Annotated in this window: 14 protein-coding genes; 4 read left to right on the top strand and 10 right to left on the bottom strand. The window is 71.0% G+C overall.

Going from position 1 to position 13133, the window contains the following annotated elements:
- Nucleotides 1-642: 642 nt before the first annotated feature.
- From dhaM to dhaK, 3 genes are read right to left on the bottom strand one after another with little or no spacing between them, the layout of a single operon-like run.
- Complete coding sequence (gene dhaM / locus AB0A63_RS24835; protein ID WP_360395587.1) at nt 643-1347, bottom strand: dihydroxyacetone kinase phosphoryl donor subunit DhaM; 705 nt, start codon at nt 1345-1347, stop codon at nt 643-645.
- Nucleotides 1344-1973: a dihydroxyacetone kinase subunit DhaL gene (dhaL, locus tag AB0A63_RS24830; RefSeq protein ID WP_360395585.1), complete on the bottom strand. Its 630-nt coding sequence runs from the start codon at nt 1971-1973 to the stop codon at nt 1344-1346. The genes dhaM and dhaL overlap by 4 nt, the downstream gene beginning before the upstream one ends.
- A 1-nt stretch (nt 1974) precedes the next feature.
- Nucleotides 1975-2967 carry a dihydroxyacetone kinase subunit DhaK gene (gene dhaK, locus AB0A63_RS24825; protein ID WP_360395583.1) on the bottom strand — a complete coding sequence of 331 codons (993 nt, stop codon included), beginning with the start codon at nt 2965-2967 and terminating at the stop codon, nt 1975-1977.
- A gap of 143 nt (nt 2968-3110) precedes the next feature.
- Here dhaK and AB0A63_RS24820 point away from each other — a divergent pair, with 143 nt between their 5' ends.
- Nucleotides 3111-4106: an iron-siderophore ABC transporter substrate-binding protein gene (locus AB0A63_RS24820; protein ID WP_360395581.1), complete on the top strand. Its 996-nt coding sequence runs from the start codon at nt 3111-3113 to the stop codon at nt 4104-4106.
- Between the two features lie 22 nt (nt 4107-4128).
- Here the strand turns inward: AB0A63_RS24820 and AB0A63_RS24815 are convergent, their stop codons facing one another.
- From AB0A63_RS24815 to nucS, 5 genes are all read right to left on the bottom strand, one after another.
- The gene (locus AB0A63_RS24815; RefSeq protein ID WP_360395579.1) at nt 4129-5634 is read right to left on the bottom strand and encodes an aldehyde dehydrogenase family protein; all 1506 of its coding nucleotides are present in this window, start codon (nt 5632-5634) and stop codon (nt 4129-4131) included.
- Nucleotides 5635-5736: 102 nt separating this feature from the next.
- The gene (locus AB0A63_RS24810) at nt 5737-6747 is read right to left on the bottom strand and encodes a DUF3558 family protein (protein ID WP_360395577.1); all 1011 of its coding nucleotides are present in this window, start codon (nt 6745-6747) and stop codon (nt 5737-5739) included.
- 240 nt (nt 6748-6987) lie between these two features.
- Complete coding sequence (locus AB0A63_RS24805) at nt 6988-7224, bottom strand: hypothetical protein (RefSeq protein WP_360395575.1); 237 nt, start codon at nt 7222-7224, stop codon at nt 6988-6990.
- Between the two features lie 11 nt (nt 7225-7235).
- Complete coding sequence (locus AB0A63_RS24800) at nt 7236-8927, bottom strand: sodium:solute symporter family protein (protein ID WP_360395573.1); 1692 nt, start codon at nt 8925-8927, stop codon at nt 7236-7238.
- A 206-nt stretch (nt 8928-9133) separates the two neighbouring features.
- Nucleotides 9134-9793, bottom strand: a complete 660-nt coding sequence (gene nucS / locus AB0A63_RS24795) for an endonuclease NucS (protein ID WP_360395571.1) — start codon at nt 9791-9793, stop codon at nt 9134-9136.
- A gap of 96 nt (nt 9794-9889) precedes the next feature.
- Between nucS and AB0A63_RS24790 the strand changes: the two genes are divergently transcribed.
- Nucleotides 9890-10384, top strand: coding sequence for an NUDIX hydrolase (locus AB0A63_RS24790; protein ID WP_360395569.1), 495 nt, complete (start codon nt 9890-9892; stop codon nt 10382-10384).
- Here the strand turns inward: AB0A63_RS24790 and AB0A63_RS24785 are convergent.
- Nucleotides 10375-11292 carry a helix-turn-helix domain-containing protein gene (locus tag AB0A63_RS24785; RefSeq protein ID WP_360395567.1) on the bottom strand — a complete coding sequence of 306 codons (918 nt, stop codon included), beginning with the start codon at nt 11290-11292 and terminating at the stop codon, nt 10375-10377. The two genes, AB0A63_RS24790 and AB0A63_RS24785, sit on opposite strands and share 10 nt — an antisense overlap.
- Before the next feature lie 110 nt (nt 11293-11402).
- Between AB0A63_RS24785 and AB0A63_RS24780 the strand changes: the two genes are divergently transcribed.
- Both AB0A63_RS24780 and AB0A63_RS24775 read left to right on the top strand, forming a co-directional pair.
- Nucleotides 11403-11993, top strand: a complete 591-nt coding sequence (locus AB0A63_RS24780; protein ID WP_360395565.1) for a DJ-1/PfpI family protein — start codon at nt 11403-11405, stop codon at nt 11991-11993.
- A complete protein-coding gene (locus AB0A63_RS24775; protein ID WP_360395563.1) occupies nt 11990-12397 on the top strand; it encodes a hypothetical protein in 408 nt (135 codons plus the stop codon). Before AB0A63_RS24780 ends, AB0A63_RS24775 begins: the two co-directional genes overlap by 4 nt.
- Here the strand turns inward: AB0A63_RS24775 and AB0A63_RS24770 are convergent.
- Entirely contained in the window at nt 12394-13092 is a 699-nt protein-coding gene (locus AB0A63_RS24770; protein WP_360395561.1) for an SDR family oxidoreductase, read from the bottom strand. The two genes, AB0A63_RS24775 and AB0A63_RS24770, sit on opposite strands and share 4 nt — an antisense overlap.
- Between the last annotated feature and the right edge of the window lie 41 nt (nt 13093-13133).

The following is a 13133-nucleotide window of genomic DNA, read 5'->3' as shown; positions in this document are numbered from 1 at the left end:
AGTGTCAAGATCAGTCTGCGGGGGACGGTACCTCGCGGGTGGGTGGCGGCAGGGCGGTTCGGCGGCGAGCTGTGCGGCGGGTGGCAGGAGCGGCACGGTTGGTCTGGACGCGCCGGGTGCGGCGCCTCCAGCGCGACGGCACGGCTCGACGGCACGGTGGCACGCGGCGCGGCGGCACGGCGCGGCGCGTCAACGCGGCGCGGCACGGCGGCACGGCGCAGCGGCACGCGGCACGGCGGCGCGCGGCACGGCGGCACGGCGGGGCACGGCAGGGCACGGCGGCGCGTCAGCGCGGCACGGTGCGATGGGCCGAGCGCGGCGAGCTCGGCCTGCGCAGCAAACCGCAGCCGCCAACCGTCCCCGGACCGAACGCGGCGACGGGGACCGTCGCCAGCCGGCCTCGTTCGCCTCCGACCGCCCTTGCTCGCCTCAGCCGACCGCAGCCCTCCCCGCCCCCGCCAGCCCTACCCGGCCCGAGCCGACTGCAGCCGACCGCAGCGTCGCCGTCCCGCCAGCCCCACCCCACCTCGCGACGCGCCAGCCTCACCTGGCCCGAGCCGCCCACAGCCGTCCCGAGCCCGCCCGCAACCGTCCCAAGCCGCCCACAGCCGTCCCGAGTCGTCCCCCGCCGTCCCTCGTCCCTCAGTCGTCGAAGCCCCTCTCCGCCAGCTCCTCGATCCGCCGCACCGCCTCCCGCGCGTCCTTCCCCGTCGCCACCACCGTGATCGACGAGCCGCCCGGCGCGCTCAGACCCATCAGCCCCAGCACGCTGGCCGCGTTCGCCTCCTCGCCGCCGTGGCGCACGACCACGTCGGCGTCGAGCTCGGCGACCGTGCGCGACAGCAGGGCGGCCGGGCGGGCGTGCAGGCCGACCTCGTTCGTCAGCAGCACGTCGGCCGACACCTCGTCGGACACCAGGTGCAGTGCCGGGCGGGACGGGGTTGCGGCGGGGGTGTCGCCGGAGGCGCCCTCGGCCGAGGCGGCGACGTCCGCCAGGGAGGCGCCGCCCTGGGCCGTGACCGCCGCCGCGACCGCTCCCTCCACCAGGGGTGCGTCCACCACCGCGTAGCGGCTCGGGTCGTCGGCGGACTCCACGGCCATCTCGGCGGTCATCTTGGCGCTGCCCAGGTCGTACAGCACCACCACGCCCGAGCCGGAGTCCGCGTCGGACAGCGCCTCGACCACCGCGCCGTAGTCGGTGCCCAGGCCGCCCTCCTCCGTGCCGCCCACGGGCACCACCGCCACGTCCGGCGCCATCTGCGCGGCCAGCTCCGCCACGCCGTTCGCCAGCATGTCGCTGTGCGAGACGACCACGAGCCCGACCCGCGCCACCGCGGCCGCCGTCACGACTTGGCCGCCGCGTCCGCGAAGGCGCGCAGCAGCAGCGCCGTCGAACGGGCACCGGGGTCGAGGTGCCCGGCGCTGCGCTCGCCCAGGTAGGACGCGCGGCCCTTGCGCGCCACCAGCGGCACCGTCGACTCGGCTCCCGCCTCGGCGGCGTCGGCGGCCGCGCTCAGCACCGCCGCGACCGACCCGCTGCCGGCCGTGGCCGCCGCGGTGACAGCGGGGGTCAGCGCGTCGACCATCGTCTTGTCGCCCACCGCCGCCTTGCCGCGGGCGAGCACGCCGTCCAGCGCGCCCTGCAACGCCCGCGCCAGCAGCTCGCCGTCCAGCTCCTCGGCCTCCCCCACCGCGGTGGAGGCGCGCAGGAACGCCGTGCCGTACAGGGGGCCGGCCGCGCCGCCCACCGTCGAGATCAGCGTGGTGGCGGCCAGCTTCAGGACCTTGCCCGGTGTCGCGGGCGGGTCGGCCTCCAGCTTGGACACCAGCGCGGTGAACCCGCGGCGCATGTTCTCGCCGTGGTCGGCGTCGCCGATCGCCTGGTCCAGCCGCACCAGCTCGTCGCAGTGCTCCTGCACGACGGCGGCGGCCAGGCGCAGCGCCGCCACCACATCCGAGGCCGTGCACCCCATGTCAGACCCCCCACCGCAGCGCAGCGGTGTGCACGGGCGCGTCCCACAGCTCCACCAGCTCGTCGTCGAGCTTGAGCAGCGTGAGGCTCATGCCCTGCATCTCCAGACTGGTGATGTACGGGCCGACGAGGCTGCGTTCCACCGTGATCCCCCTGTCTGCCAACGACTGCTCCGCGATGCCGTGCGCCAGGTACAGCTCGATCAACGGCGTGCCGCCCATGCCGTTCGTGAACAGCAGGACCCGGTCGCCCGAGCTGAACGGCAGGTCGGCCACGATCGGGTCGAGCAGCGCGGCCACCATCTCGGTGGCCGAGCCGACCGGCACCCGCTGACGGCCTGGCTCGCCGTGGATGCCGATGCCGATCTCCATCTCGTCGTCGGCCAGCTCGAAGCTCGGCGTGCCGACGTGCGGCACCGTGCACGAGGTCAGCGCGAGCCCCATCGACCGCACCGACCCGATCACCCGCCGCGCCAGCGCCTCGCACGCGGCCAGGTCGTCGCCGCGCTCGGCCGCCGCCCCGACGATCTTCTCCAGCAGCACGGTCCCGCCGACACCGCGCCGTCCCGCCGTGTAGAGCGAGTCCTGCACCGCCACGTCGTCGTCGACCACCACCGACCGCACCTCGGACTCGGCCAGCTCGCCGGCCATCTCGAAGTTCATGACGTCGCCGGTGTAGTTCTTCACCAGCAGCAACGCCCCGGCACCGCCGTCGGTCGCCGCGACCGCCGCGGCGACCTGGTCGGGCGTCGGGGACGTGAAGACGGCGCCCGGACAGGCCGCGTCGAGCATCCCGCGCCCGACGAACCCGCCGTGCAGCGGCTCGTGGCCCGACCCGCCTCCGGAGATGATCGCGACCTTGCCCCGCACGGGCGCGTCCGCCCGCGTGATGACGGCCGGGTCGTACTGGACCGACAACAGCCCGGGATGGGCGGCCCGCATCCCCCGCAGTGCGTCCCGCACCACGGTCTCCGGATCATCGATGATCTTCTTCATCCCACACCCTCCCGATCGGCGGTGACCGTGTTCCTTCTTACTCCGAGGGTCTGACACTCGGAACGGGATACCGTCCCGATGTACGTTAGGTTGCCCTAATTCCCGCAGGTCAGCGTCACTGCTCGTAGTGGAGGAACAACGTCGTGTCGAAGAGAGCAGCGCTGCTCGTCGCAGTGGCCCTCGCGGTCACCGGCTGCAGCTCCAGCACGCCCGACCAGCCGTCCGTGGCCCAGGGGGGCTCCGACTTCGGCAAGGCGACCCAGCTGAGCGACGGCTTCGGCACCACGGCGAAGCCCGGCGAGTTCCCCAGGACGGTCAAGCACGCCATGGGCGAGACCACGCTGGAGAAGAAGCCGGAGCGGGTCGTCGTCCTCGACACCGGCGAGCTCGACAACGTCGCCGCGCTCGGCATCAAGCCGGTCGGCATCGCCTACACCGACGGCTCGCCCACCATGCCGTCCTACATCGGTGAGAAGGGCGGCACGCCGGAGAACGTCGGCACGATCAACAACCTCAACCTCGAAGCGATCACGAAGCTGAACCCGGACCTGATCCTGGGCTCGAAGCTGCGCGCGGAGGCGCTGTACCCGAAGCTCTCCGCCATCGCCCCCACCGTCTTCGCGGTGCGCCCCGGCTACGTGTGGAAGGAGAACTTCCTCCTCAACGCGGCCGCGCTCGACCGCCAGGCGGACGCCGCGAAGATGCTGGAGGACTACACGAACAAGGCCACCGAGACCGGCACCGCGATCGAGCAGAAGCTCGGCGTGCGCCCGACGGTGACGGCGCTGCGCTTCATGCCGGGCAAGATCCGCCTGTACGCCAAGAAGTCGTTCATCGGCACGATCCTGATCGACGCCAAGCTCCCGCAGCCGTCGCCGTCGCAGGTGGACGACCTCGCCGCCGAGGTGAGCGCGGAGCAGATCAGCAAGGCCGACGCGGACCTGCTCCTCTACTCCACCTACGGCGACGCGGCCAAGACCGCGCAGGGCGACGTGCTCGGCGGCCCGCTGTGGAGCGGCCTGAACGCGGTCAAGGGCGGCAAGGCCAAGCCGGTCGCCGACGAGACCTACTTCCTCGGCCTCGGCGTGCTGGCCGCGAACGTGGTCCTCGACGACCTCAAGAAGCAGGCCGGCGCCTAGGAGCTCCCCTCGCGCGGGTGCTCTACCGGCCGAAGAGCATCCGCGCGAGGCGCAGCATCTGCTTGCCCGCCAGCGAGGACCGGTCGAACGTCGTCATGGTGAGCACGGCCTTGAACCGCTGCTTCGTCACGGCCTTGGCGTAGGTGAACTCGCGCAGCCCGTCCTCGCCGTGGATGCGCCCGAACCCGGAGTCGCCGACACCGCCGAACGGCAGCCCCGGCACCGCCGCGTAGGTCAGCACCGCGTTGACCGACACCATGCCGACCCGCAGCTCCCGCGCCAGCTCCTCGCCGCGCGCCTTGGAGAACACCGCCGCGCCCAGCCCGTACCGCGACTGGTTCGCGAGCCGCACGCCCTCCAGCGCGTTCGGCACCCGGTTGATCACGACGGTCGGCCCGAACGTCTCCTCGGTGACCGCCAGCGAGTCCTCCGGCACGTCGGCGAGCACCACCGGTTCGACGTACGGCGGCCGGATCGACTCCGGGCCGCCCACCAGGGCTTTGCCACCGCGGTCGAGCGCGTCCCGCACGTGCTCGCGGATGATCTCCACCTGCGACGGCATCGTGATCGGGCCGAGGTTCGCGTTCGGCTCGCCGCCGGGCTTGAGCTTGCGCGCCCGCTTCACGGCGATCTCGACGAACTCGTCGGCGACCTCCTCGGCCACGTAGACCCGCTCGACGCCCGCGCAGGTCTGGCCGGCGTTGGACACCGCGCCCCAGATCGCCGCCTCGGCCGCCGCGTGCAGGTCGGCGTCGACGTCGACGATCAGCGCGTCCTTGCCGCCGCACTCGACCAGCACCGGCGTCAGCGTCGTGGCGCACGCGGCCATGACCTTCTTGCCCGTGCGCGTGGACCCGGTGAAGGCGATCTTGTCGACCCCGGCGGCGCACAGCGCCGCACCGGTCTCCCCGAAGCCCGTGACCACCTGGAACACCGGGAACTCCGGTACCGCCTCGGTGAACGTCGAGGCGAGGAACGTGCCCACGCCCGGCGTGAACTCCGACGGCTTGAACACCACGGCGTTGCCCGCGGCGAGCGCGTACGAGATCGAACCCATCGGCGTGTGCGCCGGGTAGTTCCACGGCCCGATCACGCCGATCACGCCCAGCGGCCGGTACTCCAGCGACGCGGTGTGGTTGAACATCAGCAGGCCCGACGAGACCCTGCGCCTGCCCAGCACCCGGCCCGCGTGCCGGGCCGCCCAGTGCAGGTGGTCCATGACCAGCGTGATCTCCAGGCGCGAGTCGTCGGCGGGCTTGCCGGTCTCCGCGCTGATCAGCGAGATGAACTCGTCCGAGCGCTGCGAGAGGATCTTGCGCCAGGCGTCGAGCTTGGCCTTGCGGCCCTCGAAGCCCAGACCGGCCCACCACGCGGCGGCCTCGCGGGCGGAGGACACGGCGTCCTCGACCTCGGCCGCGGTGTGGATCGGGTGGTGCGCCACGACCTCGCCGGTGCGCGGGTCCAGTGAGGCGAACCGCCGCTGCTCACCATCGGCCGACAGTGCGCTGTCCGAAGCGGTCTGCGTCATGGGGCCCTCCGATACTCGCCAGTAACCTGACCCTAACGCGATCCAGGAGAACTTTCAGCCCCCGCCGGGCGGTGTCAGGTCCCGCAACGGTAGTGGTGCGCGTCACGCCCTGGGCAGCTTGGGGAGCACCGCCTTGGCGATCGCGGCGGCGACCTGGCAGCGGTCGAACTCCTTGTCCTTGACCCCCGCCGCGCTGAACAGCGCGATCTCGCCGTTGCCGCTACCGGAGTCCCTGGTGCGCACGACGGTCAGGTCGCAGGTCGGGAACGGGCCGTCCTTGAAGACCGCGTAGCCCTTCACACCACCGAGGTCGACCTCGGTCTGCTTGTCGTTGAACTTGAAGTCCGCGGGCACGCGCGTCGTCTTGAACTCCAGCTGCACCTGCGCGCTCTGACCGCTCCACGTGCACGAGTGCAGCCCGAACGGCTGCGACCGCGGCGAGGCGCCCAGCGGGGTCGCCAGGTCGGCCTTCTCGACGACCGAGCAGGCGTCGACCTCGACCGGCGAGCCCTTCGGCGGGGTGTAGCGCTGCGGGTTGCCCTTGAGCTTGCGGATCGCGCCCTCGGCGATCTTGCGGCCGGGCTCGCACGGCTCCGCGCCGTCGTTGCCCGTGCCGATCTGCACGCGCACGGCCTGTGGCGGGTTCTCCTGCGTGATGACGGAGATGAAGCACGCCGAGCTGTTCAGCTTCTGCTCGACGCTCTTCAGGCCGGCGACCTGCTTGGTCGCCTTCTTCACCTCGGTGGAGAGCAGGGTGTAGCCGATGTCGAGGGTGACGTTGAGCGTCTTGCCCGACTTGTCCTTCATGTAGTTCGAGCAGCGGGTGTACGAGCTGCTGGAGTAGCGCGACGGCGTGCCGACCGTCTCCAGCACGTCCTTGCCGATCACCGCGCACGGGTCGACCAGCCGCAGCCGCTCGGCCGCGAACGCCGGATCGGCCGACTTGTCCGGCGGGACCGACGACCGGGTCGACGGGTCGGGCGCGTTCGTCTCCGCCGCGGCCTGGACGGTGCGGCGCGGCGACTGGGACTTCGCGAGCCCGGGACCGGTGGCGCACCCGGCCAGCAGCAGCGCGGTGGCGGCGAGCAGCGCCGTGGCACGAGAACGAAGCACGACGTGCACGTTAGCGACCTTTCCCCGGGTTCGTGGCGAGTACCCCGCGTTGCCGCCCGGCCGAGACCGTGGCCGAGGTCACCGTCCGCTTCGGGAACGATTCAGAAGCTCTGTGCGATGTACTTGGTGAAGACCCCGACCAAGAGGAGAGACGTGCTCAACCGAATTCGCCGCGCAGTCACCTGGATCGACGCGTGGACGATCGAGGCCTTCAACCCCGTGTACCCCGGTCGTCCCCGCTCATAGCTCCTTGAGCGGCTGCTTGTCCGTGTCCGCGAACTGAGGCCGCAGCATCGCCCACACGGCGAACAACGCCGAGATCACCACCATGGCGATGCCGGCCCACAGGTTGATGTTGACCCCTTCGGCCTTCTGCAGGTCCGCGTCCGTGGTGAACGCGAGGCCCATGACGACCAGTACGACGCCGTACAGGCCGAAGAGGAACGCGATGATGAGTCGCAGGTCGAACAACCTCATGACGGCCTCCCTCAGCCGAAGACGATGTAGAGAACGGCCGTCAGCGCCAGCACCCCACCGCCGAGCAGGGCGGGCGAGCGGTACCAGCCCGCGTCCTCGCCGGTGGTGGCGTGCGCGCGGTCCTCCTTGGGCGTGAGGCTGTAGACCAGCCCGACCAGCTCGCTGTCCGGCTTCGGCCGCGTGACCGTCGTGACCGCGACGCTCACGACGATGTCGACGACGAACGCGAGACCCGCGCCGAGGAAGCTCGAGCCCTGGCCCGGCAGCTCCAGCAGCTCGATGCCGAACGACGGCTCCGAGACCACGTAGATGAAGATCGCCGTGAACGTGCCGGCGAGCAGACCGACCCAGCCGGCGGTCGGCGTCATCCGCTTCCAGAACATGCCGAGGATGAACGTCGCGAACAGCGGCGCGTTGAAGAACGAGAACAGCGCCTGGATGTAGTCCATGATGTTGGACCCGCCGAGCGCGGCGGCGATGAACGCCGTGCCGATCGCGAGCACGCACGCCCCGACCGTGGCGAGCCGCCCGATCCGCAGGTAGTACTCGTCCGGCCGGTCCTTCTTGACGTAGTCCTGCCACAAGTCGTAGGTGAAGACCGTGTTGAACGAGCTGACGTTCGCCGCGACACCGGCCATGAAGCTGGCCAGCAGACCCGTGATCGCGACACCGAGGATGCCGTTGGGCAGCAGGTCGCGCATCAGCAGCGGCAGCACGTTGTTGTAGACCACGCCACTGCTCGTGTCGCCGGCCTTGAGCTGCGCCATCTCCGGCACGACCACCGCGGCGATGATGCCGGGGATGATGATGATCGCGGGGATGAGCGCCTTCGGGTACGCACCGATGATCGGCGTGCGCTTGGCCGCCGACATCGACTTCGCGCTCATCGCGCGCTGCACCTCGGCGAAGTTCGTCGTCCAGTAGCCGAACGACAACACGAACCCAAGACCGAACACGAGCCCGATGACACTCCACACGGGACTGTTGATGCCGGTCAGCTCCGTGGCGGGCCACGCGGACAGCTGCTCCTGGTCGGTCACCTTGTCGACCAGCCCCTGCCAGCCGCCGACCTTGATGAGGCCGAGGATCGTGATCGGCGCGAGCGCGGCCACGATCACGAAGAACTGCAGCACCTCGTTGTAGATGGCGGCGCTGAGCCCGCCCAGCGTCGTGTACGCCAGCACCACGAGCGCCGCGACGCAGATCGAGACCGGCAACGGCCACCCGAGCAGCGCCTCGACGATCACCGCGAGGGCGAACAGGTTGATGCCCGCGATCAGGACCTGCGCGACGGCGAAGCTGATGGCGTTGACGAGGTGCGCGGGCTTGCCGAACCGGCGGCGCATGAACTCGGGAACGCTGCGCACCTTCGAGCCGTAGTAGAACGGCATCATCACCAGACCGAGGAACACCATCGCGGGGATGGCGCCGATCCAGTAGTAGTGCACGGTCGCCATGCCGTACTGCGCACCATTGGCGGTCATGCCCATCAGCTCAAGGGCACCGAGGTTCGCGCTGATGAACGCGAGCCCGGTGACCCACGCCGGCAGCGACCGCCCGGACAGCAGGAAGTCGAGGCTGGAGGAGACGGACCGGCGGGCCATCAGGCCGATGCCGAGCACGACGACGAAGTAGATGACGAGCAACGCGTAGTCGATCGGTCCCGCGTCGAGCCGCAGGTCCGCCTCAGCCATCACCGACACCGTCCACCTCCCAAACTTCGACAAAGTCGAACATCAACGACCAGGAGAGGACAGCACTCCAGGTGCGCGACGTCTTACCCCGCGTACGTGGACACCAAACCACGTGGTGATCCACAACGCTCGCCGAAGCCGATCGGACCGGAGGAACCGGACAAAAAACGAACCCCGCACCCTGACGAGGCGGGGTTCGCGCCGTCCGGGGCCGGTCAAAACAGGCGGAACTCGTCCGGTTCGATCCCGCGCAGCGCGTCGTAGTCCAGCACCACGCACCGGATGCCGCGGTCCTCGGCCAGCACCCGCGCCTGCGGCTTGATCTGCTGCGCGGCGAACACGCCCCGCACGGGCGCGAGCAGCGGGTCGCGGTTGAGCAGCTCCAGGTACCGGGTCAGCTGCTCGACGCCGTCGATGTCACCGCGGCGCTTGATCTCCACGGCCACGGACGCGCCGGCACCGTCGCGGCACATCAGGTCCACCGGGCCGATGGCGGTCGGGAACTCGCGGCGCACCAGCGAGTAGCCCTCGCCGAGGGTGGTGACGTGCTCGGCGAGCAGCTTCTGCAGGTCGGCCTCGACGCCGTCCTTCTGCAGGCCGGGCTCCGGGCCGAGCTCGTGCTTGGAGTCGTGCAGCACCTCTTCGAGGGTGATGATCAGCTTCTCCCCCGCCTTGTTCTGCACGGTCCAGATGTCCGGGTCCTCGATGAGCCAGCACGGCGGGCTCATCCAGTTCAACGGCTTGTAGGCGCGGTCGTCGGAGTGGATCGACACCGAGCCGTCGGCCTTGATGAGCAGCAGTCGCTGGGCCATCGGCAGATGAGCGGTGAGTCGTCCGACGTAGTCGACCTTGCAGCGAGCGATGACGAGACGCACCGCGACAGGCTACGGGGTGCGGCCGCGGACGGGTCGTTAGGTACGGTCCGTGCCGTGGAAAGCCTCGGCACCCGTCAGGTGTACGCAAACCCGTGGATGACCGTTCGCGAGGACGCGATCCGGCGCGCGGACGGCACGCAGGGCATCTACGGCGTGGTCGACAAGCCGGACTTCGCGCTGGTCATCCCCCTCGACGGGGAACGCGTGCGGCTCGTCGAGCAGTACCGCTACCCGATCGGGCTGCGGCGGTGGGAGTTCCCGCAGGGCACCGCCCCCGACCGGGCCGACACCGACCCGCTCGCGCTCGCCGCGCGGGAGCTGCGGGAGGAGACCGGGCTGCGGGCCGGGAAGCTCGTCGCGCTCGGGCTGCTGGACGTGGCGCCGGGCATGTCGTCGCAACGCGGCCGGGTGTTCCTGGCCACGGACCTGGTCGAGGGGTTCCACGAGCGCGAGCCCGAGGAGCAGGACATGCGCTCGGCGTGGTTCGCCCGCGCGGACTTCGAGAAGATGATCACCAGGGGCGAGATCACCGACGCGCAGTCGATCGCCGCCTACACGCTCCTGCTGCTGCACGAGCACGCTCAGCCCTGAAAGGCCGCGCGGTAGGCGTTCGGTGAGGTGCCGGCGACCCGTTTGAAGCGGTCGCGGAACGCCGTGGCCGACCCGAAGCCCACCCGGCTCGCGATCAGCTCCACCGGGTGCCTCGTCGTCTCCAGCAGGTGCTGCGCCCTGCGGATCCGGGCCCGGTGCAGCCACTGCAGCGGCGTCGTGCCGGTCTGCTCGCGGAACCGCCGGTTCAACGTGCGCGTGCTCATCCCGGCGTGGTCCGCGATGCCGGCCAGGGTCAGGTCGGGCTCGGCGTTGGTCTCCAGCCACCGCAGCAGCGGTTCGAGCTCGGCACCCCGCGGCGCCGCCGGTGGCGTCACGATGAACTGCGCCTGCCCGCCCTCGCGTTCCAGCGGCATCACGGACAGCCGTGCCGCGTCGGCCGCCGCCGCGGACCCGTGGTCGCGCCGGATCAGGTGCAGGCACAGGTCGAGCCCGGCCGCGGCGCCCGCGGAGGTCAGGAACTGCCCGTTGTCGACGTAGAGCACGTCCGGGTCGACGTCCACGGCGGGGAACCGCGCCGCCAGCTCGTCGGCGGCCAGCCAGTGCGTGGTGGCGCGCACCCCGTCCAGCAGGCCGGTCGCCGCGAACACGAACGCACCGGAGCAGATCGACGCGATCCGGGTGCCGCGAGCGGCCGCCGCCCGCACCGCCCGCACCACCCCGTGCGGCACCACCAGGTCCGCCGCGTGCCCTGGGAGGATGATCGTGTCCACTTCGGACAGCAGCTCCAGGCCGTGCGGCACCTTCAGCTCGAACAGCTCGGACCGAACCGTCCTCTTCGGACCGCAGAGCCGCACCCGGTAGTGCCCGGTTCGGCTGAACGCCTCGATCGGCACCGCGAAGTCGAACGGGATGACGCTGTCCATCACCAGTACGGCCACCTCGTGCATGCCACCACCGTAGCTGGCGAGAATCCGTTGGAACATGGCATTCCAGCCACTCCCTCACCACCCGTCCCGCTCCTACGGTTTCGATCAACGGACCAGTGAGGAGCGGTGGAGTGAAAGCGCAAGTGGTGTTGTTCGACGGTTTCGACCCGTTGGACGCGATCGGCCCGTACGAGACGCTGAACGCCGGCGGGGTGGACGTCGAGCTGGTGTCCGCGGAAGGTCCGCGCGAGGTGCCGAGCGGCCTGCGCCCGTCCCTCGCGGCGACCGCCCGGCTGGACCCGGAGGACACCGATCTCGTCGTCGTCCCCGGTGCAGCGGCCGGCACCGAGGACGAGATCCTCGCGTTGCTGGGCAAGGCCGCCGCGACGTTGAGAGCACCGCTCCAGCGGGCCCTCGACCGCGAGGGCCTGACGGTGGCCACCGTGTGCGGCGGTTCGCTGGTGCTCGCGATGGCCGGTCTGATCACCGGCCGCACCGCCACGACCAACCACCTCGGCCTGCACGCGCTGGAGTCGATGGGCGTGCACGCGGTCCGCACCCGCCTCGTCGACGACGGCGACCTGGTCACCGCCGCCGGCGTCACCTCGGGCGTCGACCTCGGCCTCTACCTGGTCGAACGCGAGATCGGCGCGCGCAAGGCCGTCGAGCTGGAGACCCTCTTCGCCCACGAGCGCCGCGGCACGGTGTGGAGCACGGCATGAGCAAGCTGTTCCTCTCGCTGCACGTCCTCGCGGCCATCGTCGCGATCGGCCCGGTCACCGTGGCCGCCAGCATGTTCCCCAGGGCCGTCACCACGAGCGGCAACGCCGCGCTGCTGCACCGGATCTGCCGCGTCTACGCGCTGGTCGGCATCTCGGTGCCGGCCCTCGGGTTCGCGACGGCGGGCGTGATGGGCGTGACCGGCCACCCCTGGGTGGTCGTGTCGATCGCGCTCACCACCGCCGCCGCGTTCGTGCTGGCGCTGAAGGTGATCCCCGGTCAGGAACAGGCGCTCCGGACTGGGGACGCCGAGCACCTGGCCATGTACACCGGGATCTTCAACCTGCTGTGGGCGACCGTCACCGTGCTCATGGTCCTGCGCCCCGGTTCGACCACCGGTGCCTAGCGCGACGCCACCGGCCGCACCACGATCTCGTTGACGTCGACGGAGTCGGGCTGCGCGACGGCGTAGGCGATGGCCTCGCCGATCGCCGACGGGGGCAGCGCGCCCGCCCGGTAGTCCTGCATCAGGTCCGCCGCGTACTGCTCGGTGATGGTGTCCGCGAGCTCGGACTCGGTGACACCGGGCGAGATCACGGTGACCCGCAGGTCGTCGCGCTCCTGCCGCAGCCCCTCGGACAACGCCCACACCGCGTGCTTCGTCGCGCAGTACACGGCGGCGGTCGGCATGACCATGTGCGCGCCGATCGAGGCCACGTTCACGACGTGACCGCCGCCGGTGAACCGGGGCAGCACGGCCGCGATGCCGTTCAGCACGCCCTTGACGTTCACGTCGACCATGCGGTCCCACTCGTCGACCTTCAGGGAGTCCATGAGCGACAACGGCATCACGCCCGCGTTGTTCACGAGGACGTCGACCCGCCCGTACCGCTCGACCGCCGCGTCCACGAAGGACTGGAACGACTCCCGCGAGGTCACGTCCAGCTCCCGGTAGCCGCCACCGGTCTCCTCGGCCAGCGCGGCCAGCCGGTCGACCCGCCGGGCACCGAGGAACACCCGGTGCCCGGCCTTGGCCAGGACGCGGGCCGTCGCCTCGCCGATGCCGCTGGACGCTCCACTGATCACCACAACTTTGCTCATGGCCACCACGATCGGCTGGAGGAGCCGAGCCGACCAGGACA

This window comes from Lentzea sp. NPDC042327 (genome assembly GCF_040647275.1).
Classification (GTDB): Bacteria; Actinomycetota; Actinomycetes; order Mycobacteriales; family Pseudonocardiaceae; genus Lentzea.
Note: the sequence above shows the minus strand (reverse complement) of the source record. Positions and strands in the feature narration are given on the sequence as shown.

Bases quoted from the DNA above. Each gene is read 5' to 3' on its own strand.
- dhaL (WP_360395585.1), bottom strand. From the start codon at position 1,973: ATGGGGTGCACGGCCTCGGATGTGGTGGCGGCGCTGCGCCTGGCCGCC.
- dhaK (WP_360395583.1), bottom strand. From the start codon at position 2,967: ATGAAGAAGATCATCGATGATCCGGAGACCGTGGTGCGGGACGCACTG.
- AB0A63_RS24815 (WP_360395579.1), bottom strand. From the start codon at position 5,634: ATGACGCAGACCGCTTCGGACAGCGCACTGTCGGCCGATGGTGAGCAG.
- AB0A63_RS24805 (WP_360395575.1), bottom strand. From the start codon at position 7,224: ATGAGGTTGTTCGACCTGCGACTCATCATCGCGTTCCTCTTCGGCCTG.
- AB0A63_RS24790 (WP_360395569.1), top strand. From the start codon at position 9,890: ATGACCGTTCGCGAGGACGCGATCCGGCGCGCGGACGGCACGCAGGGC.
- AB0A63_RS24785 (WP_360395567.1), bottom strand. From the start codon at position 11,292: ATGCACGAGGTGGCCGTACTGGTGATGGACAGCGTCATCCCGTTCGAC.
- AB0A63_RS24775 (WP_360395563.1), top strand. From the start codon at position 11,990: ATGAGCAAGCTGTTCCTCTCGCTGCACGTCCTCGCGGCCATCGTCGCG.
- AB0A63_RS24770 (WP_360395561.1), bottom strand. From the start codon at position 13,092: ATGAGCAAAGTTGTGGTGATCAGTGGAGCGTCCAGCGGCATCGGCGAG.